Origin of the sequence: Paenibacillus sp. MMO-177 (genome assembly GCF_037147795.1) — a bacterium.
In the GTDB taxonomy this organism is placed as follows: Bacteria; Bacillota; Bacilli; order Paenibacillales; family Paenibacillaceae; genus Pristimantibacillus.
Map to the genome: position 1 here is coordinate 700,712 of NZ_JBBCUR010000002.1, position 20,047 is coordinate 720,758.

The window sequence follows — 20,047 nt, forward strand, 5'->3', positions numbered from 1 at the left end:
AAACGGTAAATCTTCTTCTATTGAAACCTCTCTTCTAGTCAAGCCGGAGCTCCTTCCTTAACCGGTGCCGGATTGATAAATTACATATCTACAACTTATGCTTTGATAGAGCAATCCTAATGGACGAATAGCCAAAAGGGACGGAAATCAGGCATATGACTCCGCCCAACTATCTGAATCGAGCTAATCCTAATCTAGCAAAATAGACAGTCGTTCAAGGCAAATACCGTCTTCTCTATGAATCTCGCAACATATGATAGGGTATATTAACTGAAAGGAGAGGATTAGATATGGGAGAAACAGGTTTGACAGGCCTTACCGGTCTGACTGGAGCCACCGGTCCTACAGGTCCTACCGGCCCTACAGGTCCTACTGGCCCAACAGGTCCTACAGGTCCTACAGGCCCTGCCGGTCCAGGTGCTGGGGTATACGGAGCTAACGGAGGTGTCTTCCCGCTTGGTGCAATCGGGATCATCGGAACGGTCATTCCGCCGGTTGAAATTCTTGCCGTCCCCGTTACGGTGACTTCGGTAGCAGCCAATAAAGTAAAAATCGACGGGGTTGTTGACGTTGCGCTGTCCGGTACAATTCTTGGCGTATTGCTCAACCCAACGATCACCGTAGATCTGCTTCGCGACGGCGTTGTTGTAGCTTCGGTTACAAACACTACTTTCGCAACGGTAGCTCTTGCCGCAGTTCTCGATCTTGAAGTAACGATTCCTATCACTTACTTCGACACGCTGTCGGTCGGCGCTCACGAATACACGCTTGAAGTAGCCGTTAACTCGATCTCGGTAGCGATCACTGGTGCTACTGCTTCGGTTCAATACTCCTCGCTTGCAGCTTCGATCGGCGTCTAACCAAAACCCAAACAGCCTTTTCGCATCCAACGGAAAGGCTGTTCCTCTACATATTGTTTAGAGGGAGGCATCCCCCTTGATAAGCGCATTGGCAAGATGCCCGAAATCGATAGCCACGTTTCCCGTTAGACGGGCAAGCTCCTCGGTTATTAACACGGCTGCGATACCTGCGGAGACAAGCGCGATATCGAAATCGTACTGCCGGGCCAGCGCCGTAACTCTGGCAGCATCGCGAGCACCGTTTACCGGGGCGACTATCCCGGCGATGTGTATGCCATGCCGGGCAAGAACGGCGGCCAGCTGTTCCGCCAAATTGCCGATCAGAAGAACACGCCTGTTCTGAAGGATCGGCAGGAGGCAGCCTGCTGTGCATAAACTGTAATTAATAAGGGAATCCGTCCATTGGCGCTCCCGGAATGACAGGCCATAGGCTTTAAAAACCGGCGAAACAAGCAGCTGATAATTAGGCATTCTTGTTCTCGGTATGCCAACAATATCGGCTCGGATAACCGCCTCCGCCAATTGGTTGCGGATTTCAAGATCCGGCACACTAACTCCGGCATATTCCAGAAATTTCCCTTCCCTTCTTACTTGATCAACCGGCATAACGATTTCTTGAGCCATGGTAAGCAGTTCTCCGTCCCCCAGCCTCACGACAGATAACGGCTGCTTCTTCTCCATGGCATGAAGAATGGCATCGCTGACCTGTTCCGGAAGCAAAAGAGGAATGGCATGCTCCGTATGCATGCTTAACCCGGTTGCTATTATTTGCTTAAGGGAAAGCTCCGGAAAAATCATGTTTGGCGGCAGAAGCTGATCTACCAATTCCTCTCCGCCTGCATATTTCCCCTCCCGGTAACCTTTCTCGTAATCTTCCAGACAGCTGGCTTGCAGATTGGACTCCGTTTTGTTTCCCTCCGCTTCTGCTTGCTGGGCCGTGTCAGAGGGGGGTGTTGTTGCGCCTAGTTCTGCCGGAGTCCCGTTAAATTTGGGCAAGGCATGGATTGTACGCCGTTTTCTTCTTGTCGGTTTCTTTCGTTTCCTTGGTCTACCTTTTTTGCGAGGCGTCCTGTTGCGCATGACGTTCCCCCTTGCTGTTCTCATCGTGTAATTCAAGCGGGTCGATTCCCCATTTATCCGTAAACAGCTGCCGATTCCGTCTTACTAAATCCTCCAGATCCTCTCCTGCATAGCTGCGAAAAGAAGCACTGCCGTGATGATAGACAAATGCATCCTTGGCGATAGCAACCCGGTACCCTGCGAGATATGCCCGGTAACAGTAATCATCATCCTCGAAATGTCCGGGCGAGAACCGTTCATCGAGTACCCCGATCGTCTGCATCAAGCTGCGGGTAAACAGCATGCAAAAGCCGATGATTCTTTTTACGAATTCGCGTTGCCCATTCTCATCGATTTGTAATTGCGCGGCGAATTCGTCATAACGGCCAGTCATTGCGGTCTGCTGCCTGCCGCTTGCATAGTTTGTCATCGGTCCGACCAGCCCGATGGAAGTATCCGAATCGAGCACGCTGTGCATGCTGCTCAACCACCCGTCCGTAACAAGAACATCATTATTAAGCAGAAGCAGCCGTTCTCCTCTTGCTAGTCTCATCCCCCAGTTGCAGGCGGCCGGAAACCCCGTATTGATCGGCAAGGAAATGGCAATAATCCGTTCACGCTTCAAGTATTCAAGCGTACCGTCCGTTGAGCCGTTATCAATAACAATAAGCTCGTACGGGTCCTTCGTATGCTTCCGGATGGTTGCTATGGTCTCGCGCAGAAGGGGGAATGCGTTACAGGTCGGTATAATGATGCTTGTTAACACCTTTCGCACGCTCCCTTTTGCGCAAATGATCGGTATATTTGAGACGCGGGTTTTCCTCCCGCATCGCCCAGCCCAGCGCTTCCAAATGATCGCCCATAATCAACCTCGAGATCGGATTGTTTGCGCCGACATTATCCTTGCGGTGCCTGTTCTTCTTGAATACATCGATGCTGCCGCCAATTCCGATTCGCAAGCCTCTCTGCAAAGCGATGGCTTGCGCTTTGGGCGGAACGGCCAGATTGGCGGAACCGATTACCTCAATTGCCTTTCGGCTTAAGGCATGCGGAACCGCCGTCATGGAATTCACATTCAGGTCATCCCGTCGATTGGAGCGGTTCAGAAAATACTTCATAATCGAAACTTCATCCCAGTCGGAGAACATGCCGATGTAACGGGAAAGATCATTTAAAGCGACATCTAGGCCCCGATCTACTTCTGTGACAAAGCTTAGCTGCTGCTCAGCGGCAACCGGGATATCCGCGTCAAGAAAAATGACAACATCCGAGGTTGTGATTTTCGCTCCGATCGCTCGCCCTACATCATGGCCCAAAGCTTCGTTATAGTGGAGAATAATCGCTTTGCTGCTTGTTCTCGCCATCATGAAGCTCGAGTCGGTCGATCCGTTCACGACAACGACAATCTCATGAAGGGGCATTCGTTCCAGCTCCCGAATGGTTGACAGAATGGACAATTCCTCGTTCATGGCCATAACAACGGCGGCCACTTTCTTATTCGTCGGAAGCAGTACCCAATTAGGGGTCGCTTCTAATGGATGCGCGGAAAAACAACCGTCAACGAAAGCTTTCATTACCGGAATATATTTGCCGGCGGCAGTCGCTTTTCTAATTAATCCGCTTTCTTTGAGCCAAAGTTCCTGCACATGCTGCTGAAGGTCCGCCTCTTCATCAAATGAAGAAGTTTGAGCAGCATTTCTGCCGCGCTCCCAGGCCAATGTGGGTAATTGCATGTAAGAAGGTTTTCCCCTATCCGCAAGTCCCCGCTTGATGTTTTGAGGCTTGGATTTCCTCGTGCCGGCCGGTGTCGTGCGCCGCCTCTGCCGGGATGTCGCCGGTTTGCCAGAGTAGGCTGCTTTTCTTTTCCTGGCGAGGCTTTTCATATTAACACCTCGTTACTCTGATTGTGTCTTTCTGATTGTTTCCTTCTATGTTCCTGCCAATAGAATCTTCTTAGCGTCTGCCTCTGACATTGTATGTACGGACAATAGAATAGTAACGGCTTATGTACGGCCTCCCGCTTCATAAATGTGTATTTCGCCTGCACGTTTGTCCCTGACCTCTTATAGCAGACGAACATAAAATATTGCAATTCTTGTGCTTCTATAACGATAGATGGGGAGTTGACATATGGATTGGAAGTTTTACAGGCCAGAATTCGCAGCCGACCATGCACCGGAAATACCTGCGGGAATGATGACTGAAGGAGCTTGGTCCGGACACCGCCGCTTCGCGTACGATCTCGTCCGTTTCTCCAAACCGAAAGTAATCGTAGAGCTTGGCACCCTATACGGAACTTCTTTTTTCAGCTTTTGTCAGGCCATTAAGGATTCCGCTCTCGAAACCGCCTGCTACGCCGTGGACACATGGCAGGGCGATCCTCATACAGGGATGTATGGGCAAATCAATGACGGCATATATCAAGCGGTTCAATCGTTCAAAAACAGGGAATTTCCGAATGTCGGCACCCTGGTACGGGCCACCTTCGACGAAGCGCTGCCTAAGTTCCCGAACAATGCTATCGATATTCTTCATATCGACGGCTATCACGCTTATCATACGGTGCTTCATGATTACGCGAGCTGGCTGCCGAAGCTGGCGCCTAGCGGCATCGTCCTTTTTCATGACACGGCAGTCAAAATCATGGATTTTGGCGTTCATATTTTGTGGGATCAGCTTGCAGCCATCCATCCCCACATGCAGTTTCAACATTCCAACGGCTTGGGCGTGCTCTTTCCGAAAGGCGTGCCGGACAAATTCCAAGGTGTTCTTGCCCAGCAGCACAAGCTCATTCTTCGTTATGCCAGAGGGTAAAGATCATGAAATACACCATACCCAAAGAAAGTTACAAGAAGGCAAAGGATTGGGCGCAAACCCTTCCCGCAAACGAAGCCAAAGAACGATACAAAGTGATTTATCCAGCCGAAACGATTCAATTGCCATCTCCAAGAAGCGTTGACCCTCACCGCTGGATTTCAACCTGCCAGTATGATGAAGCTTTTGTCGTCAGCATTCCCGAAGGAAGGCTTATGACAAGCCACCTGTACGTGATCACGCCGGATAACAAACGGCTTGGCGATCTGGAGCTATATGACATCGGCTATGAGAACATGGTTCTTGAAGAACCTGACTATTATGCCGGAACCGTAGCCTCCTTGTTCTGGGGCTGGAACTTTCCAACGCCCATGAACCGCGGCACGCACGCGGTATTTGGGCACTGGTTCTTTGATATTTTGCCCCGCATTCATCTGCTGGAGAAAAGCGGAATATCGATTGACAAATACGTATTGCCCAAGCTTACCTATTCGTTTCAATACGAGTCATTAAAGCTGCTTGGCATTCCTTACAAGAAGATCATTCAGGCCGATCAAACGGATTTCCATCTGAAAGCAAAGACATTGATTGTACCGGCTGTACCGTTAATGATTGGAAAATGTCCGCCCTGGGCCTCGCATTATATCGCGGATCAAATGAAGAACAAGCGCAAAATCCGCAAACGCAATGGTTACGAGCGGATTTATATCACGCGTGAGGATGCCGAAGCCCGGCACGTGGTGAACGAAGACGAAGTGCTCCGCTACCTGCACACAAAGGGATTTAAGAAGATTGTGCTCACTCCAATGACGACAGAGGAAAAAATCGAAGTCTTTGCTTCGGCCAAAGTCATAGTGGCCCCGTTTGGCAGCGGCAGCATTAACGTTGCCTTTTGCGAACCCGGTGCATCCCTGATTGAACTGGCTCCCGTATCCTTTGTAGACAACTATTTCTGGAAGCTATGCTGCCATGCGGGATTGGATTATTACGAGCTGTTATGCAAGGTTGAACCCCAGGCGCATGTCGGCGCGGACAATATCATTGTCGATATCGGAAAGCTGGATCATTACATGCGGCTGAACGGCATCGTAAATGCTTAAACGTATTCTTAAATTACAGGAGGATAAAGCATGAATATCCTGATATGGTCTAATCAGTTCTCGATCGGCGGAGGGATGCGCCTCTTGTACAATCTGACAGCAGCCATTGCCCGCCAGCCGGGAGTAGAGCGAGTCAGACTAGTCGTCGCACCAAATTCGCCGCTTCGGAATTATGCGGAGCTTCAAAAAACGGGGAATATTGAAATCTGCTACAATAACTATCCGATTAACCATCCCCATTCCAGCTACCTGCTTGCGAATATGAACGTGGTATATTTCTTCTGGCCGCACACCGAACAATTTCAATCCATTGACCGACCTACGGTCTGCACCTTCCATGATACAACGATCTTTGACTTCGTTCCGCCGTTTATGAAAGGCGACGAGTTGTCGTTTCATTGGAGACTATCCAAGAAGTGGATCGATCATACGTCTTCGGTAGTTGTATCATCCCAGCATGTCAAGAACAGACTTATCGCCCATTTCGGCAACCGTTCGGAACAGGCCTTTGTGATCCCGCATGCGATCACTCCGATTCCAAATATCTACAACCGCAAGGTATCGCCGGAATTAGAGGCCCGAATTCCAACCGACTATATTATTTATCCGTCGAATACTTCTCCCCACAAAAACCATAACAACCTGCTGATGGGCTTTGCCAAGTCCCGTTACAAAAGAAAATACCCGTTAGTCTTAACCGGGTATTTGACCGATAAATTACGGATTCCGTTCCCTGACAGCACGTCCGAAGTGAACTGGATACCGACGCTTGTATCCACCATGAAGCGGACTGGTCTTCTTCTCGACCGGCAAGTCTACCCGCTTGGATTCGTTGGGGACCACGACATTCCGGCCTTGATCAAAAACGCCAAAGCTCTTGTTATGCCTAGTCTCTCGGAAGGCGGCGGCAGCTATCCGGTTGAAGAAGCTTTACGCCTCGGCACGCCGGTGCTCTGCTCGGATATTCCGGTTATGCGGGAGCATCTGTCCAGGCATAGCGCCAAGATTGCCTGGTTTGACCCGCATAATCCGGATTCCATTGCCAAAGCGCTGGATGATTTGTTTGACGATTACGACACTTATAAATTATCGGCCTTGCAGGGCGTCCATGACGCCACGCAAACCTGGGACGATATTGCCAAGCAGTATATTGAAGTATTCCGGATTACCTTCTGGCGCTACTACGGCAAGATTCTCTATTAATATGAATTAGATTCGGCTAATGATCGCCGCATAATCCAGAGCAACATCCGCCCATCTCCTATGCAGAAGGTTTGTTGCGGCTGCCTTCTGCTCGGGTACAACCGACTTCCCTTGCAAGTACAGTCTGCCGATGGATTCAGCCATCTCGACCGGATTGAAAGGATCAAAGGTCGCAAAGCTGCTCATATCCGGAATAACCTCCTCGACAATTGACAACCGGCCGAACGCAACCGGGGTATCCATCAGCAAAGATTCAACGATCGGGAATGGGCAGCTACCCTCGAACAAGGTTGGCACAACGACCCCTGAGGCATATTTGTACAACGATGGCAAGTCGGCAGACGGAATACGGCCTATAAAGACGATAGATGCTCGAATAGCAGGATCAGCAATAGCGTTTAACGCTTCTGTTATTTCCTGCTGCCTCGGGCGGTTAATCAAGTCATCCGTAAATATAAGCTTTAAACCGGAGGCTCTGCCCAGGTCCGTAAGCCGGAAACGGTGGAACGCGTCAATCAGCCGCTCATGGTTTTTGTGCAGCCTGATAACGGACGGGAAGGTCACATACGGGCCAAACAAATTGTATTTGACGCGGAATTCTACCTCCGTTTTAACGCCAAAGCTTGAATATTCCTCATGAGGCGCCGCAAATCGAACCACTTCCGTCTGATGAACCGGAAGATTCAAATACGTTAGGCCTTCATGATTGCGGATATACTCGGAATCAAACACAACAATCGCAGCATTCCTCGTTATTTTTTCCGCCAAAGAATGAATGTATTGAAAATGATCCATATCCTTCGAATACAGGTCCGGGAAATGCATATAAACCAGGTCATGAAGACAAACGATGTAAGGCCGGTGCAGGTATTGGGCCAGCCCCATGCCGACGTAAGGCACAATCCAGACATCCGCCGGCACAACCCTGTTGATAGTCGCCATGCTGTCGGAACGGTAAAAGTACAAACGGCTCGGATACATGGCCTTGAGCGGCGCGAAGATGGTTTCCGTCTCTTTCACATTGGCTTCCGTTGTTGCGATATGAAGATTAAAGCCGTTTGGCAAGCCTAACAGGCCTTCTGATAGACGGACGAAGAAACGTCCGATTCCTTCTCCGTCCATCGCAATTTGAGCGCCGAAGCATAGGAAAAGGCCGATATTCAAATTACCTGCAGCCCTAGCGTTTACCGCAGCTCTGGACTTTGGGGCGGGCGGATTTAGGGAATGCAGCAAATTCTGCGCTTCCTCCGACATCAGCAGCCGTGCCAGCAGTCCTTGCCTGGACACTCCTTGATGGACAGCGAGAACATCGTTTGCGACATTCGCGTCCTCCGGTTCGCGGCCTAATAGCTCGGCATAGATACCGTGGATAAAGTCCAAAGTATGGGCGGGGTATAAGCCCTGCAGATTAAAGGCTGATGTGTTATGCTCTCCGGACGGTTTTCTCGTGAATACCTGCTCGGCTTCGCCGCTCTGCATAATGGATGCTGCAACGGCGGTTCTCGTCAAATTGCCTGCTTCAAGCTTGCCTTTAAATTCGTAGAAACCTGCTGCATCCGGCTCGCGCTGCAGGAACTGCCGATACAGCTCCCATAAAAAGTCTTCATTATCCAGTTTAAATGCGAAATGCAAATAATCGATCATCCGGCTTCCAGCCGCGAGACTTGCCCGAACTCTCGTATTATTCGATCTTAGGCGGGCTAAATCTTCCGGCGAAAGGGAAGGTTCATCGGAAGCGACGGCTGCCGGCACGGCTTTCTTCTTTCTTTTGCTTGTTTTTTTGCCGCGCAGACGCCTTCTTCCTCTTCTTCTTGCAAGTCTCCTCGGCTTTCCGTTCTTCCGCCGTTTGCTTCGTGCTGTTCGGCTGCGCAAGCTGCGTCTGACCGACCTGCGTTTCTTCTTTCGCTTCATTGGCCTGGCCTCCCATCACTATTCATCTGTAGATAGAGTATTGTCACGGCCCGAAAAAGCAACGGCTCACGCCCGAGCCCTCTGGGGATTTCAACCATATTTGCCGAATTAGACGCCTGTCTAGCCGAAATTGAAGCATTTTATTGGCGATTGAATATGATGGGGATATGCGTAAAAGGAGTCGATCGTTTTGTTTCATCATGCCCTGCCAAATAAAACCGTCATAATCGGTGCCGGCGGACACGCCAAAGCGATTGTGGATATTTTGCGGCTTGACCCGCATGTGGAGCTGGTTGGATGCATCGGCCATGACCGGGCGGCAACCGTACTCGGCTTGCCCGTTCTTGGCGGTGACGAGCTGCTGCCTGAGCTGCTTAAGCAAGGGATCCGTCATGCCTTTGTGGCGATCGGAAACAACGCAAGGCGGCATGCTCTTGCGAAGCATGCGGAAGCTCTCGGGTTCGAGCTGGTCAATGCGATTAGCGCGCATGCCTATTTGGCTTCCGGCGTTACTCTCGGCACGGGAGTAGCGATTATGCCGGGATGCGTCATACAGCCGGATACCCGAATCGGCTCATATAGCATCATTAATACCGGAGCTACCGTTGATCACGACGGGAATATCGGCATTGCCTGCCATATTGCGCCGGGCTGCCATTTATCCGGCAACGTGACGGTTGGCGACGAATCCTTTCTTGGCACCGGTACGTCGGTGATCGACGGCATGCGAATCGGAGAAGGCTGCATGATTGGAGCCGGAGCGGCCGTAATCCGGCCGATTCCTTCGTTTTCGCTGGCTGTTGGCGTGCCCGCCGTTGTCAAACGGACTTTAGTTAAAGAATGAAGGTAACTCGGAGGGAGGCATAATTTCATGGTCAACAAATTTTATCCGGTTGCCGTACCCGTATTTAACGGAAATGAAAAGAAATATGTCATGGATTGCATCGATTCGACCTGGATCTCTTCTGCCGGAAAATATATAAACGACTTCGAAAAAAATTTCGCCGCTTATTGCGGCACCAAATATGCCATTTCCTGCAGCAATGGCACTACCGCCCTTCATCTGGCGCTTCTGGCGTTTGGTGTTGGACCGGGCGACGAGGTTATCGTACCGACCGTCACCTTTATCGCTACCGCAAACGCCGTTGTCTACTGCGGCGCAACGCCCGTCTTTATTGATTGCGAGCCCGAGACATGGAACCTTGATCCCGAGAAGATCGAGAGCTTGATCACGCCTCGCACCAAAGGCATTATTCCGGTTCATCTCTATGGCCATCCGGCCGACATGGATGCCGTCGCCAGCATCGCCAAGAAGCATGGCTTGTTTGTTCTCGAGGATGCTGCGGAAGCGCTTGGCGCGGAGTACAAAGGGAAACGGACGGGATCCCTTGGCGATATCGCAACGTTTAGCCTTTTTGGCAACAAAATCATTACGACCGGCGAGGGCGGCATGATTACAACGGACGATGAGCATCTGGCGAACAAGATGCGTACGCTTCGCGGCCAAGGCATCGATCCTGTGCGCAAATACTGGTTCCCGGTTGTCGGGTACAACTACCGCTTAACGAATCTGCAAGCAGCTGTCGGGTGCGCTCAGCTGGAAAACGTGGATTGGCATATTAGCGAGAGAAAAAGGGTTGCCGGACTTTATTACGAGAATCTCAAAGATGAACCTTCACTCACGTTGCCCGTCGAAATGAATTGGGCAAAAAACGTATATTGGATGTTCAGCATTGTTCTGAACGATGCCGATGAAGCCCGAAGGAATGAAGTAATGGCTCAGCTTAAGGATGACGGCATCGAGACTCGGCCATTCTTTTACCCGATGCATGTACTGCCGCCTTATCAAGGCATGCAGCCGCATGAAGATTTCCCCGTTGCAAACCGCATAACCGCGCAAGGCTTTAACGTCCCTACTTACGGCGGACTAACCGAACAGGATATCCAGCATATCTGCAACCGGATCAAATCGCGCGTTCGCGGCGTGTAACGCGTATATAGAATGAAGAAAGCCCATCTACTTATCCCCGAGGATTGTAGATGGGCTTTGTTATTTCGCTTATTCCGTATCCAGACTTACGTCGTATCCCAGCTTGCGCAGATTGACAACCCGCCGCGCATCCTCCAGATCACCCGCGACCATTTCGCCGACGAGATCCTTCAGGCTGCTTACGGGCTGCCAGTTCAGCTTGGTCCGTGCTTTGGTTGAATCCCCGATCAGAAGCTCCACTTCGGACGGCCGGTAAAATCGAGGGTCTACTTTGACGACGGTCGTACCATTCGGAATCCGGTAATCCGGATTGACGCAGGCTACCACGTATCCGTATTCCTCCGCCCCTTCTCCGTCGAAGGCTACCTCGATGCCCGCTTCCGCAAAAGCAAGGCGCACAAACTCTCTTACCTCCGTTGTTTGGCCGGTAGCGATGACGTAATCCTCCGCGGTTTCCTGCTGGAGAATCCGATACATCGCATCGACATAGTCACGCGCATGACCCCAGTCGCGTTTTGCCGACAAATTGCCAAGCGCCAGCACGTCCTGCAGCCCGTACGCGATCCGTGCAACGGCACGGGTTATTTTCCGGGTTACGAAGGTTTCTCCGCGAACCGGGCTTTCGTGGTTGAATAAAATCCCGTTGCAGGCATACATATTGTACGCTTCCCGGTAGTTCACCGTAATCCAATACCCGTACAGCTTTGCTACCGCATAAGGACTTCTTGGGTAAAACGGCGTCGTTTCGCTTTGAGGCACCGCCTGCACCAGACCGTAGAGCTCAGAGGTAGAAGCCTGATAGATTCTGGTCTTCTCCGTCAGCCCCACAATCCGGACCGCCTCAAGCAGCCGCAAAGTTCCGATACCGTCCGCGTTAGCCGTATACTCTGGTGAATCAAAGCTGACATGAACATGGCTCATTGCCGCCAGATTATAAATCTCGTCCGGCTGAATCTGCTGGACCAAACGAACCAGGTTTGTGGAATCCGTTAAATCTCCGTAATGAAGCAGCAGCTTCTTGCCGTCTTTATTCGCTTCGTCGGCAAGGCGGTCGATCCGCCCGGTATTCGCAAGCGAGCTCCGGCGCCTAAGTCCGTGTACGATGTATCCTTTCGCAAGCAGCAGCTCAGTCAGATACATCCCATCCTGCCCGGTAATCCCTGTAATGAAGGCGACCTTATTCATGGTTCCCTCCGTCGTCGTCGTATTGAGCAGGTCGGTGTCCTGCTATCTTCCATATGGTATGACAGGACAAACCGCCTCGGCATCGGACAAAGAACTATTTTCAGCCAAAATGAAATACTGCGCTTAAGATCAATACTATTGCCAGAACTACATATAGAATGAGGGATATCAGCAAAGCCGTCCGTCTGTTCATAGCATCGTCCCCTTCTGCATCGATATACTTTTTATTGTATGCTGGCGGGACATTCGCTGAGTTTGTACGGCGGTTATTTTTGTACGGGTTGTATTCATCCGGAAAGCATCCCCAATCCCGCTGTGATATAATGAAGACCTATGACGTTATTTCTCCAACCGGGAGGGTATACCATCTATGCTGCTTTCCATTTTACTTATTTTGGTTGCCATTATCGTGCTGCCTCCAGTTATCTTCTTCAGTTACATGTACGCTCTGTCAAAGAAACCTAAGCATTCCATTATTCGTTCGCATCCTTTCCTTGGCTGGCTCCGCTACTTGTTAGAGAAGCTGGGGCCCGAATTCCGGCAATACTGGTTTGACAACGATACGGAGGGCAAGCCGTTCTCGCGGGCTGATTTTGTCGGTGTGGTGTACGCGGCCAAATACCGTACGGATCTGATCTCCTTCGGCGGCCGCCGGGATTATGAGAAACCCGGCTTTTACTTGTCCAACGCCATGTTTCCGAAGCTGACGAGCGAACTAAAGATCGATAACGACACCATGCTGCCGGGAAAAAAATATGTCATCACGGACGAAGGCGTCTTCACGCGCCAGGAAAAGTTTATTTCCGAACAAGTGAGGCCTTGGCTCCTTCATGATGACGATGCGCTAATCGTGGGTGAAGACAGAGAGCAGCCGTGGAAGCTGAAAGGTTTGTTTGGCGCCTCCGCTACTTCTTTTGGCGCGGTTGGAGAGAACTACATTCAATCGACCGGCAGCGGTGCCAACATGGCGGGAGGCTCCTGGATTAATACGGGGGAAGGCGGCGTGGCCGATGTCCATCTGGCTACCGGCGTGGATGTCGTTTCCCAGATCGGACCGGGTCTATACGGCTTCCGGGACGAGACGGGCAAATTCTCCATCGAAGCGTTTAAGCGGAAAGCCAGCCATTCCAACATTAAAGCCTTCGAACTGAAATTCCACCAAGGCGCGAAAATTCGGGGCGGACATCTGGAAGGCTCCAAGGTAAACGAAAAGGTAGCTGCGGCTCGCCTTGTTCCCGTCGGCAAAACCGTCAATTCGCCAAACCGCTTCGAGTTTCTGACTAGACCCGAGGAAGCGCTGGAATTTATCCAAACGCTGCAGCGGGAAGGCGGAAAACCGATTGGCGTAAAAATCGTCGTTGGCGATCCAAAGCGGCTTGAGCCGTTTTTCCAAGCCATGATCGATATGAATATCTATCCGGACTTTATTACGGTTGACGGCTCCGAAGGCGGGTCCGGCGCTACCTTCAAAGCAATGGCGGACGGCATGGGGCTTCCGTTATTCGCCGGTCTGCTCATCCTTGACGATACGGCGCGAAAATTCGGCGTCCGGGACCGGTTCAAAATTTTCGCCTCCGGCAAGCTTATTACCCCGGACAAAGTGGCTATCGCTCTTGCGCTTGGCGCCGATGCCGTTAATTCGGCCCGCGGCTTTATGATGGCGAACGGCTGCATTATGGCGCTGCAGTGCCATACCGGCAAATGCCCGGCAGGCGTAACCACTACGGACGATAAGTACCAGGAAGCGCTCGCCCCGGAAGAAAAACAATGGCGCGTCATGAACTATATCCTCCAGATGCGGGAAGGACTCTTCTCCCTGGCCGCTGCTTGCGGCCTGAACAGTCCGCGCGAGTTCCGCCGGGAGCATGTCGTGTTTATGACCGACAACGGCCATACGGACCGCGTCGTGGATTTGTATCCGTACCCGGAAACGGTATAAATAATAAGGACTGTTCCAAAAGCTGGAACAGTCCTTATTATTTCATCGTACGTTGGATTCCCTCCAATGAAATCTGGATAAGGGAAACGATTCCGAGGTTTACGTTGGTTTCACTCCAATATAAGGGTCATGAATGAGCTGTTATTGTTCAAATTGGATTAATTATCGCTTATCATGATTTATATGGTTGGTCCAAACCTGTCGCTTATCTTTGAGAGGCTTCAGCAGAGGTTTTCTTGTAATAACGATAGCTCTCATCCTCGATCTTAATCTTTTTCTTAAATACAAATCCGCTTTTCTCAATCACCCTCATGGAGGCCGTATTGCGGATAATGGCCAGCGCCACTAAACTGTCGATTTTCGTATGCTGAAACAAGTACTCCACCATTCCTTTCACCGCTTGCGTCGTATAGCCTTTATTCCGGTGCTTATTTGAAATCGCGTACATGATTTCCCGCTCCGGAACGGGCAGCTCGTCTTTCATTCCCGTACAACACCAGCCAATAAATTCGCCGCTCGATTTCTCTATAATCCCCAGCCTTAATCTCAGGTCACCTACATCCCCGCCTTCGGACACGGCCTTAATGAACCTTGCATTCTCCTCCAGTTCATAATGAACAAACCATTCTTCCCTTTGCTCCCTGGACACGTTCCAGCCCGGCAGAAACTCATAAATTTCCGGCTGCCAGGTTAAGGCATGCAGGCTTTCCAGATCATCTATCGCATACTCCCTTAAATAAACAGCTGGACATTCAATTCGGATTTGGCTCATAACTATCTCCCCCAATGCTCTGCTTTCCCCACTATAGCAAGCAGCGGCCTCCTCCACATTGCCTTCTTTCATTAAAAATAAACTTTCCGTTCAAATTTAGGGTTGCAAATCCACCTCCCCCAACTTAAAATGAACTTATACGAACTCAAATAAACATATTTGAACAATGGAGGTTATTTTACATGGAAATCCGTTACGCATCGCATCCTCAAGAGGTAAAAGCATTTGATACAACACGTCTTCGTCAAGAGTTCCTGCTCGAGACTCTTTTTGTTCAAGACCAGCTGACCCTTACTTACTCGCACGTTGACCGCTTTATTATTGGCGGCGCCGTACCGGTAAGCCAGCCAATCAAGCTTGAAGCCGATACCAAAACCATGGGTGCGGCAACCTTCCTGGAGCGCCGCGAGATCGGCATCATTAACGTTGGCGGCCGCGGTTCGGTTACCGTTGACGGCACTGCTTACGATATGGAGAACAAAGACTGCCTCTACATCGGCCTCGGCGCGGCGGAAGTTGTTTTCACAAGCGCGGACTCGGCTAATCCGGCTAAGTTCTACCTGAACTCGACTCCTGCTCACAAAAACTACCCTACGGTGAAAGCGTCGATCAGCGAAGCTTCCCCTAACCATCTCGGCGCTCTCACAACAAACAACGAACGCACAATTTACCGTTACATCCATACTGGCGGAATTCAAAGCTGCCAGCTGGTCATGGGCCTTACGATGCTGAAGCCGGGCAGCAACTGGAACACAATGCCTTGCCATACGCACAACCGCCGTTCGGAAGTATACCTGTACTTCGACATGCAAGAAGACGGCAATGTCTTCCACTTCATGGGCGAGCCGCAGGAAACACGCCATCTGGTCGTGCGCAACGAGCAAGCGATCCTGTCGCCTAGCTGGTCGATCCACAGTGGTGTAGGCACAAGCGCTTATACGTTTATCTGGGGTATGGCCGGCGAGAACCAAATCTTCGAAGATATGGACGCGGTTGCACCTCAAGAACTGAGATAGCATGAATGCCGTGCGCAGACATGAATTAATTATGGAAGCTCTGCTGGCGAGCCGCGAAGTTACCGTTCAGGAGTTAAGCGAGAGACTGAACGTGACGGGCAAGACGATTCGCGAGGATCTGGCAAGGCTTGAAGAAAAAGGACTGCTCCTTCGCATACACGGGGGAGCAGTCCTTGCCCAAACGGGCCAGCTTGGCATATTGTCTCAGCAAGAGCCGCTTGTGCGGCATTCCTCCGAGAAGACCGAGATTGCGGAGCTGGCGCTTACTTTTATCGATCCGGGCGATATTATCGCACTGGACGGCGGCAGCACAACGCTCGAAATTGCGAAGAAGCTTCGAAATCAGCCGCTTACCGTCGTAACGAACGATGTACACATCATCGCCGAGCTGTCCCGGAAGGATGAAATCCGGCTGGTTGTGCCCGGCGGTTACCGTGTCCGCAATATGCTTGCAGGCTCGGAAGCCGAAGCCTACATCCGGAAGCTGAATATTAAGAAAGCTTTTTTGTCCGCTACAGGCGTTCACGCGGAATTTGGTTTCACGATATATACAGGCGACCTGACTGCATTCAAGAGAGCCCTTCTCGATACGGCGCAAATCTCGTATGCGGTTGTTGATCACCATAAATTCGGCCAAGGCGCTTTGTTTACCTTTGCGGACTTTCATGAGATTAATACGATTCTGACCGACTCGGGGATAACATCGGACACCGCTAGGCAATACCGGCAGACCGGTGCAAATCTTGCGATTTATGAAAGGATGAACTAATCGATGTTATTTGATTTGACAGGCAAAACAGCAGTTGTAACCGGTACATCCGGCGGTCTTGGCCAAGCCATGGCGCTTGGTCTGGCAGAAGCAGGCGCATCCATCGTTGCGATCTCTTCCTCGAACAGCAACGCTACCGTCGCCGCAATCCGCGAGCTTGGCGGGCAAGCGGAAGAAATCTCCGCCGACCTCAGCAACGCCGATATTCTTGAAGATGTATTTAACCAAGCCTGCGGCTTCTATGGCAAAGTGGATATTCTCGTTAACAATGCCGGTATTATCCGCCGCACGCCAGCTGCCGACCATGCGGCGAAAGACTGGTATGATGTGATCGACCTGAACCTGAACTCGGTCTTCTTCCTCAGTCAACTGGCTGGTCGTCATATGCTGGAGCGCGGCAGCGGCAAAATTATCAATGTCGCATCGATGCTCAGCTATCAGGGCGGTATCAACGTTCCCGGCTACACGGCAAGCAAACATGCGGTTGCCGGCGTAACAAAAGCATTAGCGAACGAATGGGCCGGCCGAGGCGTACAAGTAAACGCAATCGCCCCAGGCTATATGACCACCAACAACACGGCTCCAATCCTGAAGGATGAAGCCCGCACGAACTCAATTACCGAACGGATACCTGCCGGCCGTTGGGGGACGCCGGATGATCTGAAAGGTCCGGTTGTTTTCCTCGCTTCCTCTGCATCCGACTATTTGAGCGGTCATATCCTCAATGTAGACGGCGGCTGGATGGCACGCTAAAGTATCCTCCTAAATACGAAACGAGCCTAAGAAGCGATTCTAAAGGCTCGTTTTTCTTTATTTTCCGTATTTATTTGTGCCCGACAGTTTAAGGCGAGTAACCCTGCCAAGCTCCTATCCGTATATTAAACCATCGGTCAAGATCCATGCTTGCACAAATAATGCGCGTATTGCATCGGCCGCATATACACCGCACTTTGCTTGCCAATGCTATTATATAGCGTTTTCTGCGGCTTTCCGTTAAGCTCAATGATCCAAGCGCGTTCCTTGTTGTCCAACGCAAAATCAACGCTGAATTCTCCCAAATGATAAGTGTTGTTTTCGTCCATTATTTCAGCGCATCTTAAACTGAGGTCGTGGATTGAACGAGTAATGCGATCGGCTGTATCGGGTGAATATAGCTGATTGAATAGATCTTGCGACAAACAAACCTTGTCGTAAATGCTTGTATTAAACATAGTTTGGTTGACCGGCTATGTAACATGGACACCGAGTGCTAACAATGTAACTTTAATTGTAACCATCGTTCGTGATGATGGTGCTGTCATTGCTACTGCAATCGATACGCCATCGATGGCTAACAGTGCATTTACGACTGCTCTCACTACTTGTGATGAAGCGCCGTTGACCGGCACTCATACCTATTCTCTGCGAGTTACAGGGACAGGGTTGACCGGAGGGCAACACATCACGATAAACTTTGCTGGTCTTACCGCTGCCGTTTTAAGCACTTAAATCATAGTGATTCCCAGCGGCATCGAAAGCCCTTTCAGAATGACAACAAACCCAGTACCTCGCCGGTACTGGGTTTGTTCATGCATTTTGAAATTGTTTAATTCGATCGATCAGATTCTTAAGGCTGGATTCATCTTCGGCATATTGCCTGACATCTCCTCCGAGCAGATACTCGGCTTCCCCCCTGGTCATGGTGACGCTGTAAGCATTAGTTACGGTAAACGTGATCGAATCCACGTTATCGATCAGACTAAGCAGCATAATGGCATTCCGGTAAAAACCGTCTTGGTTTGCTTCCATTTCTTCTTCCGGATGTAAGTCATCCGTTCTATCATAATTAACCGTAACCCCGTAAGGCTGCGACTTGGTTTGAAGAGAAATCCCCTTCCCTTCCAGGCCAACCGGCTTAGGCATAGCCCCAATCAATCCGCCTACCTTTACGTGATTTCCGACATACAGGGTTTTATTTTTCATCAGTTTATCAAGGTCGTATCCGGAATACGTCTCTTTGTCCGGGGTTACGGGCAGCATCGACTGCTGCAACGGCTTTGGATTGGCCGTGAATCCCGTAACAAGCACGGCAACAACAAGCATGGAAGTTGCTATAACCCAGGAAGTAGGCTTGCGGTAGGCAAGAATATTCGTAATCCTTGCTTTCACGTCGCTTTCTCCAAAAGCAAGGGGCCCGCCCATTGGCCATCTGCTTCCGTTCATGGATATGGTTAACAACGTGGAAGCATAGCTTCTTTTTTCCCCGCCCCCCATCTGCTTCATCACCCGTTCATCACAGGACATCTCCATGTCTTTGCTCATCAATTTATAGGAAATCCATAAGACAGGGTTAAACCAATGGATAACCAGCAGCAAATATGCAGCAGGCTTGATCAAATAATCCCGTCTACTGATATGAACCTGTTCGTGGGCAACGATATAAGGAAGCTCTTCCTTAGATATACCGGTCGGGATATAAATTCTTGGCTTCAAAAAACCAAATACAAACGGCGATCGAATCCGATCCGTTTCAAAGATCCGATCCTGTACAAGCGTTGCCGTTCTAAGCATGGACCATAGTCTAAGGTACATGACAATACTGTACAGCAAGATAACCGCAACGCCCGTTACCCAGATCAGGCTTCCCAGCCATAAGATAAGCTGCATCGGATTTACGCTCGCCAAAGGCGTGGCAGACGGAAGAGGAACAAGCTGCCGAAGGCTACGAATTCCGATATCCAATACCGGACTTTTTTGCATCCCGATATCCTGCGGCACATATTCCATCAGACCTGTCGCGGAACTGCTCCGGGGCCGTACGACTTGCAACAAGCTGAAGCCGGCCGTAAAACTGACGGGAACGAGCAGTCTTAATGCTACAGCCAACCAGAGAAAGTAGGAAAATCGTTTGGGCAGACGCTTGAACAATAATCTCGCCAGCATGACAGCGACAGCCACATACCCCGCCGTAATGCTCATATTAACAACCGTAATAAACATACCCGTCATTGCGTGGACTCCTCAATGATCTGCTTCAGCTCCTCCGCTTCCTTCCTCGACAGCTTCTTCCCGCCAAGAAACGCCGTCAGAAACTGCGGCAAAGAGCCGTCAAACGCTTTTTCGACAACCGTCTGGCTTTCATACTTCTGTGCTTCCGTTTTCTTAATAAGGGACGTCACAACGGCCTGCTCATTCTGTAAAATACCGCGCTCGCATAGCTTTCTCAGGACGGTGTATGTCGTTGATTTGCTCCAGCCCAGCTTCGATTTGCTCAATTTCACAAGCTCCGTTGAATTAATAGGTTCATTGTCCCAAATCAAACATGCAAACTTGTATTCCGCGTCAAATAACTTATAGGCTTCCAGCCCCATCGCCTCCCAGTAGGTTTATCTCAATAAACCTTATACAAGAAGTTTATTGCAATAAACCTTCTTTGTCAAGACGAAAAGA

Annotated in this window: 20 protein-coding genes; 11 read left to right on the top strand and 9 right to left on the bottom strand. The window is 50.4% G+C overall.

Going from position 1 to position 20,047, the window contains the following annotated elements; all coding sequences use genetic code 11:
- The first annotated feature begins 290 nt into the window (after window positions 1-290).
- Window positions 291-860, top strand: a complete 570-nt coding sequence (locus tag WFK81_RS08945; RefSeq protein WP_336786066.1) for a hypothetical protein — start codon at window positions 291-293, stop codon at window positions 858-860.
- 57 nt (window positions 861-917) lie between these two features.
- Here WFK81_RS08945 and WFK81_RS08950 read toward each other — a convergent pair whose 3' ends face one another.
- The 3 genes from WFK81_RS08950 to WFK81_RS08960 are packed head-to-tail and all read right to left on the bottom strand — an operon-like array spanning window position 918 to window position 3,652.
- Window positions 918-1,856, bottom strand: coding sequence for a GT-D fold domain-containing protein (locus WFK81_RS08950; RefSeq protein WP_336786067.1), 939 nt, complete (start codon window positions 1,854-1,856; stop codon window positions 918-920).
- Between the two features lie 52 nt (window positions 1,857-1,908).
- Window positions 1,909-2,685, bottom strand: a complete 777-nt coding sequence (locus WFK81_RS08955; protein ID WP_336786068.1) for a glycosyltransferase family 2 protein — start codon at window positions 2,683-2,685, stop codon at window positions 1,909-1,911.
- Entirely contained in the window at window positions 2,654-3,652 is a 999-nt protein-coding gene (locus tag WFK81_RS08960) for a glycosyltransferase family 2 protein (RefSeq protein WP_336786069.1), read from the bottom strand. Before WFK81_RS08960 ends, WFK81_RS08955 begins: the two co-directional genes overlap by 32 nt.
- A gap of 397 nt (window positions 3,653-4,049) precedes the next feature.
- Here WFK81_RS08960 and WFK81_RS08965 point away from each other — a divergent pair, with 397 nt between their 5' ends.
- From WFK81_RS08965 to WFK81_RS08975, 3 genes are read left to right on the top strand one after another with little or no spacing between them, the layout of a single operon-like run.
- Window positions 4,050-4,733 (top strand): class I SAM-dependent methyltransferase, encoded by a 684-nt coding sequence (locus WFK81_RS08965; RefSeq protein ID WP_336786070.1) that lies wholly within the window; start codon window positions 4,050-4,052, stop codon window positions 4,731-4,733.
- Between the two features lie 5 nt (window positions 4,734-4,738).
- Complete coding sequence (locus tag WFK81_RS08970; protein ID WP_336786071.1) at window positions 4,739-5,833, top strand: glycosyltransferase family 61 protein; 1,095 nt, start codon at window positions 4,739-4,741, stop codon at window positions 5,831-5,833.
- Between the two features lie 30 nt (window positions 5,834-5,863).
- Complete coding sequence (locus WFK81_RS08975) at window positions 5,864-7,036, top strand: glycosyltransferase family 4 protein (RefSeq protein ID WP_336786072.1); 1,173 nt, start codon at window positions 5,864-5,866, stop codon at window positions 7,034-7,036.
- A 6-nt stretch (window positions 7,037-7,042) separates the two neighbouring features.
- On the opposite strand, the gene WFK81_RS08980 is transcribed toward WFK81_RS08975, so the two are convergent.
- A complete protein-coding gene (locus WFK81_RS08980; protein ID WP_336786073.1) occupies window positions 7,043-8,947 on the bottom strand; it encodes a DUF4214 domain-containing protein in 1,905 nt (634 codons plus the stop codon).
- 190 nt (window positions 8,948-9,137) lie between these two features.
- On the opposite strand from WFK81_RS08980, the gene WFK81_RS08985 reads away from it, so the two are divergent.
- Both WFK81_RS08985 and WFK81_RS08990 read left to right on the top strand, forming a co-directional pair.
- Complete coding sequence (locus tag WFK81_RS08985) at window positions 9,138-9,791, top strand: acetyltransferase (RefSeq protein ID WP_336786074.1); 654 nt, start codon at window positions 9,138-9,140, stop codon at window positions 9,789-9,791.
- Between the two features lie 27 nt (window positions 9,792-9,818).
- Window positions 9,819-10,937: a DegT/DnrJ/EryC1/StrS family aminotransferase gene (locus tag WFK81_RS08990; RefSeq protein WP_336786075.1), complete on the top strand. Its 1,119-nt coding sequence runs from the start codon at window positions 9,819-9,821 to the stop codon at window positions 10,935-10,937.
- 69 nt (window positions 10,938-11,006) lie between these two features.
- Here WFK81_RS08990 and gmd read toward each other — a convergent pair whose 3' ends face one another.
- Window positions 11,007-12,122 carry a GDP-mannose 4,6-dehydratase gene (gene gmd / locus WFK81_RS08995; protein ID WP_336786076.1) on the bottom strand — a complete coding sequence of 372 codons (1,116 nt, stop codon included), beginning with the start codon at window positions 12,120-12,122 and terminating at the stop codon, window positions 11,007-11,009.
- 370 nt (window positions 12,123-12,492) lie between these two features.
- Between gmd and WFK81_RS09000 the strand changes: the two genes are divergently transcribed.
- A complete protein-coding gene (locus WFK81_RS09000; protein ID WP_336786077.1) occupies window positions 12,493-14,061 on the top strand; it encodes an FMN-binding glutamate synthase family protein in 1,569 nt (522 codons plus the stop codon).
- Between the two features lie 205 nt (window positions 14,062-14,266).
- Here WFK81_RS09000 and WFK81_RS09005 read toward each other — a convergent pair whose 3' ends face one another.
- The gene (locus tag WFK81_RS09005) at window positions 14,267-14,833 is read right to left on the bottom strand and encodes a GNAT family N-acetyltransferase (RefSeq protein WP_336786078.1); all 567 of its coding nucleotides are present in this window, start codon (window positions 14,831-14,833) and stop codon (window positions 14,267-14,269) included.
- 182 nt (window positions 14,834-15,015) lie between these two features.
- Between WFK81_RS09005 and kduI the strand changes: the two genes are divergently transcribed.
- The 3 genes from kduI to kduD are packed head-to-tail and all read left to right on the top strand — an operon-like array spanning window position 15,016 to window position 17,371.
- Window positions 15,016-15,849, top strand: coding sequence for a 5-dehydro-4-deoxy-D-glucuronate isomerase (gene kduI / locus WFK81_RS09010; RefSeq protein ID WP_336786079.1), 834 nt, complete (start codon window positions 15,016-15,018; stop codon window positions 15,847-15,849).
- A 1-nt stretch (window position 15,850) separates the two neighbouring features.
- Entirely contained in the window at window positions 15,851-16,618 is a 768-nt protein-coding gene (locus WFK81_RS09015) for a DeoR/GlpR family DNA-binding transcription regulator (RefSeq protein ID WP_336786080.1), read from the top strand.
- A gap of 3 nt (window positions 16,619-16,621) precedes the next feature.
- On the top strand, window positions 16,622-17,371 hold the full coding sequence (kduD, locus tag WFK81_RS09020; protein WP_336786081.1) for a 2-dehydro-3-deoxy-D-gluconate 5-dehydrogenase KduD: 750 nt from the start codon (window positions 16,622-16,624) through the stop codon (window positions 17,369-17,371).
- A gap of 137 nt (window positions 17,372-17,508) precedes the next feature.
- Here kduD and WFK81_RS09025 read toward each other — a convergent pair whose 3' ends face one another.
- A complete protein-coding gene (locus WFK81_RS09025) occupies window positions 17,509-17,829 on the bottom strand; it encodes a YheC/YheD family protein (RefSeq protein ID WP_336786082.1) in 321 nt (106 codons plus the stop codon).
- A gap of 7 nt (window positions 17,830-17,836) precedes the next feature.
- Here WFK81_RS09025 and WFK81_RS09030 point away from each other — a divergent pair, with 7 nt between their 5' ends.
- A complete protein-coding gene (locus WFK81_RS09030; protein WP_336786083.1) occupies window positions 17,837-18,106 on the top strand; it encodes a hypothetical protein in 270 nt (89 codons plus the stop codon).
- Between the two features lie 78 nt (window positions 18,107-18,184).
- Here the strand turns inward: WFK81_RS09030 and WFK81_RS09035 are convergent, their stop codons facing one another.
- Both WFK81_RS09035 and WFK81_RS09040 read right to left on the bottom strand, forming a co-directional pair.
- Entirely contained in the window at window positions 18,185-19,606 is a 1,422-nt protein-coding gene (locus tag WFK81_RS09035) for a M56 family metallopeptidase (RefSeq protein ID WP_336786084.1), read from the bottom strand.
- Complete coding sequence (locus WFK81_RS09040) at window positions 19,603-19,962, bottom strand: BlaI/MecI/CopY family transcriptional regulator (RefSeq protein WP_336786458.1); 360 nt, start codon at window positions 19,960-19,962, stop codon at window positions 19,603-19,605. The genes WFK81_RS09035 and WFK81_RS09040 overlap by 4 nt, the downstream gene beginning before the upstream one ends.
- Between the last annotated feature and the right edge of the window lie 85 nt (window positions 19,963-20,047).

Excerpts from the sequence above, each read along its gene's own strand:
- WFK81_RS08945 (WP_336786066.1), top strand. The coding sequence starts at position 291 with ATGGGAGAAACAGGTTTGACAGGCCTTACCGGTCTGACTGGAGCCACC.
- WFK81_RS08960 (WP_336786069.1), bottom strand. The coding sequence starts at position 3,652 with ATGCAATTACCCACATTGGCCTGGGAGCGCGGCAGAAATGCTGCTCAA.
- WFK81_RS08965 (WP_336786070.1), top strand. The coding sequence starts at position 4,050 with ATGGATTGGAAGTTTTACAGGCCAGAATTCGCAGCCGACCATGCACCG.
- WFK81_RS08970 (WP_336786071.1), top strand. The coding sequence starts at position 4,739 with ATGAAATACACCATACCCAAAGAAAGTTACAAGAAGGCAAAGGATTGG.
- WFK81_RS08975 (WP_336786072.1), top strand. The coding sequence starts at position 5,864 with ATGAATATCCTGATATGGTCTAATCAGTTCTCGATCGGCGGAGGGATG.
- WFK81_RS08980 (WP_336786073.1), bottom strand. The coding sequence starts at position 8,947 with ATGAAGCGAAAGAAGAAACGCAGGTCGGTCAGACGCAGCTTGCGCAGC.
- WFK81_RS08990 (WP_336786075.1), top strand. The coding sequence starts at position 9,819 with ATGGTCAACAAATTTTATCCGGTTGCCGTACCCGTATTTAACGGAAAT.
- gmd (WP_336786076.1), bottom strand. The coding sequence starts at position 12,122 with ATGAATAAGGTCGCCTTCATTACAGGGATTACCGGGCAGGATGGGATG.
- WFK81_RS09000 (WP_336786077.1), top strand. The coding sequence starts at position 12,493 with ATGCTGCTTTCCATTTTACTTATTTTGGTTGCCATTATCGTGCTGCCT.
- WFK81_RS09005 (WP_336786078.1), bottom strand. The coding sequence starts at position 14,833 with ATGAGCCAAATCCGAATTGAATGTCCAGCTGTTTATTTAAGGGAGTAT.
- kduI (WP_336786079.1), top strand. The coding sequence starts at position 15,016 with ATGGAAATCCGTTACGCATCGCATCCTCAAGAGGTAAAAGCATTTGAT.
- WFK81_RS09015 (WP_336786080.1), top strand. The coding sequence starts at position 15,851 with ATGAATGCCGTGCGCAGACATGAATTAATTATGGAAGCTCTGCTGGCG.
- kduD (WP_336786081.1), top strand. The coding sequence starts at position 16,622 with ATGTTATTTGATTTGACAGGCAAAACAGCAGTTGTAACCGGTACATCC.
- WFK81_RS09025 (WP_336786082.1), bottom strand. The coding sequence starts at position 17,829 with ATGTTTAATACAAGCATTTACGACAAGGTTTGTTTGTCGCAAGATCTA.
- WFK81_RS09035 (WP_336786084.1), bottom strand. The coding sequence starts at position 19,606 with ATGACGGGTATGTTTATTACGGTTGTTAATATGAGCATTACGGCGGGG.